The following is a 2,972-nucleotide window of genomic DNA, read 5'->3' on the forward strand; positions in this document are numbered from 1 at the left end:
GCCGGACGGAGCCCGGCCGCCTGGCCCGCTCGCCCCGGCCGCGGCGCCGTCGTCGCCGCCCACCGCTCCCGCCGACCCGCCCGGCAGCGCGAAAGGGGGGCCCGGCGGTGGCGTCAACTGGGTAGTCCGCCGCGGAATGTGGGGGTACTGCCCCCCTGTACGGGCGGTCGACACCGCTGGAAGGGTGACGGACGTGACCCGAACCGACACCGCCCGTCCCGCCACGGAGGCGACACCCTCCTGGTGGGCACCGGCCGCGACACTGCGTGAGCGCCTGTCGGCCCCGCACCCGCCGGCGCCGACACCGGCCACCCCGGCCGCCCGGCTGCGCACCCGCTCACCGGTCGAGTCGGCCTGCGAATCCGTCCGCTCGGCCCGACTGGGCGCCGACACCCAGCTGGTGGCGGCACTCGCCGCCGAACCTCCGGCCCGCCTGGCCGGCCGACTCGCCAAGCCGCAGTGGGCGGTGTTCGTGGAAGGGGCGCTCGCCGCAGCCCCCGAGACGCCCGCGGAGGTCCGTGGGGCCGCGGTGACCGCGCCCGCCGACCCGGCGGACGGAGCGGTGGTCTTCGGACCGGTACTGCGCCCGCTGGTGACGGCGGCCGTCGCCGAGCTGGCCGAACAGGCGGGAGCGGACGGTGCCGACCCCGGAGAGACGGCGGTGTTCGCCGGGGACTACGCGGACTGGCTGGTACGGCGACTCACCAGAACGGCCGCCCGGACCCTGGTCGTCGAGCTGGCCGCCGCGCGGACCGCGGGCGACCTGTCCGGCTCCACCTCGGCCGCCCGCTTCGCCGACTTCGCCGCCCGGGCCGGCACCCGCGCGGGTCTCGCCCGGCTGTTCGCCGGATACCCGGTGCTCGCCCGTCTGCTGGCCTTGACCTGCCGGCACACCGCCCGGTCCGGCGCCGAACTGCTGGCGCGGCTCGCCGCCGACCGGCAGGAGCTCGCCGACGAGCTGTTCGGCGGGCGGGACCCGGGCCCGCTGGTCGGCGTCGAGCTGGGACTCGGGGACCTGCACCAGCAGGGCAGGTCGGTGGCGGTGCTCCGGTTCGCCGCCGGCAGCGCGGTCTACAAGCCGCGGCCGGTCGACCAGCACGCCCTGCTGGACAGGATGGCCGGCTGGCTGGACGCCAAAGTCCCGGGCCTGGGACTGCGCACCCCGCGCTGGGTGGCCGGCGACGGCTACGGGTGGCTGGAGTACATCGACCACCGGACGTGCCGTTCGCTGGCCGAGATCGACCGGTTCCACCGTCGGCAGGGTGTGCTGATCGCGCTGGCCTACACCCTCGAAGGGGTGGACCTGCACTACGAGAACGTCCTCGCGCACGGCGACCAGCCCGTGCTGGTCGACGTCGAGACACTGCTGCACCCCGTCCTGCGGGAGGGCGGGACCACCCGGCCGGATCCGGCCGCCGGGGCACACGCCTCCTCGGTGCACCGCACCTGCCTGCTGCCGCAGCTCCTGATGGGAGAGCTGGGCGCGGTCGACGTCTCCGCGCTGGGCGGTGCACCGGGCGGGGAGTCCCCCGATACCCGGATGGTCTGGGAGGACGCCGGCACGGACGAGATGCGGATGGTGCGCCGCCCGGCGCCGTTCACCGGCGCGCTGAACCGTCCCTACAGCGCCGCGGCCGGCCCCGGCAGCGCCGACCGGGTGGCCGCGGTCCTGGCGGGATTCCGCACCGGGTACGACGCCGTCGTCCGGCACCGCGACGAACTGTCCACGCCGGCCGGGCCGCTGGGCGCCGGCGGGGACGCGGTCGGTCGGCTCGTGCTCCGGCCGACGATGCTGTACGCCACCCTGCTGGAGGAGGCGACCCATCCGCAGGTGCTGCGCGACGGGCTCGACCGGGATGCCATGTTCGCGGTGCTGTGGGCCGATTCGGACGGCGACCCGGCCCGCCAGGCCCTGATCGAGTACGAGATCGCCGACCTGTGGGACGGCGACGTCCCCGTCTTCTTCCACCGGCCCGGCTCACCGGAGGTCTTCGCCTCGGACGGGAGCCCGGTGAGCGGTGTCCTGGACACCTCCGGCCTCGCCTCCTCACGGGCGAAGCTCGCCGCCATGAGCACCGTCGACCGCCGTGCCCAGGAATGGATCATCTCGGCCACCCTGGCGTCCGCGGAGCCGTGCGCCGCCGGACGCCACCACCGGGTGAGTCGCCGGGCCAGTCCCGCTCCCGCCGTCCTGCCGGAACCCTCCGCGCTGCTGGCCGCCGCCTCCGGGATCGCCGACGAGATCGCCGGCCGGGCCGTCGGCGGACACGGCCGGGCCAACTGGGTCGGCCTGGAGGCGGTCGACGACCGCTGGACGGTGCTGCCCATGGGCGCCGGGCTGGCCCAGGGATACAGCGGGGTGGCCCTGTTCCTGGCCCAGCTCGGCGCGCTCACCGGCTCCGCCCGGCACACCGAGCTGGCCCGGGCGGCGCTCGCCCCGGTGCCCGAACTCGTCGCCGCGATGGCCGCCGACCCGGCCCTGAGCCGGGCCGTGGGCCCGGGCGGCTTCGAAGGCCTGGGCGGAGTCTGCTACGCGCTCGCCCGGGTGGCCACCCTGGTTGACGACGACCTCGCCGGGTGCCTGCCGACGGCGCTGGACGCCTTGGCGCTGGCGGCGCTCGGCGACGACACCCCACCGGGCGTGTCGGCCGGCCTGGCCGGAGCGCTCGCCGCCCTGCTCGCGGTGTACCGCGAGCGCGGGCTGCCCCAGGCCGCCGACCTCGCCGACCGGATCGCCGAACGGTTGCTGGGGCTTGCGCCGGCCGGCCGGCCCGGTGACGGTGCGCCAGAGAGCTTCGGCTTCGCCTTCGGCGAGGCCGGGATCAGCTGGGCGCTGGCCCGGCACGCCCGGTTCGCCGGCGGTCCACTGGGCGCGCGGACCGAGGCGGCCGGACTTCTTGAGCGGGCCGCGGTTGTTGTCGACGTCGGCCTCGTTCAGCGCGCGGGCGACACCGAGACGGAGCGCACCGGCC

The 2,972-nt window shown here is 76.7% G+C and carries 2 pseudogenes; one reads left to right on the forward strand and one right to left on the reverse strand.

The features are described 5' to 3' along the window. Positions 1 to 136 precede the first annotated feature (136 nt). Positions 137 to 2,797, forward strand: a pseudogene (lanM, locus tag ABZ646_RS43915) (type 2 lanthipeptide synthetase LanM); the annotation flags it as partial. A gap of 25 nt (positions 2,798 to 2,822) precedes the next feature. Here lanM and ABZ646_RS43920 read toward each other — a convergent pair. After that, positions 2,823 to 2,972, reverse strand: a pseudogene (locus ABZ646_RS43920) (30S ribosomal protein S9); the annotation flags it as partial.

This window comes from Streptomyces sp. NPDC007162 (assembly GCF_040634175.1).
Lineage (GTDB): Bacteria > Actinomycetota > Actinomycetes > Streptomycetales > Streptomycetaceae > Streptomyces.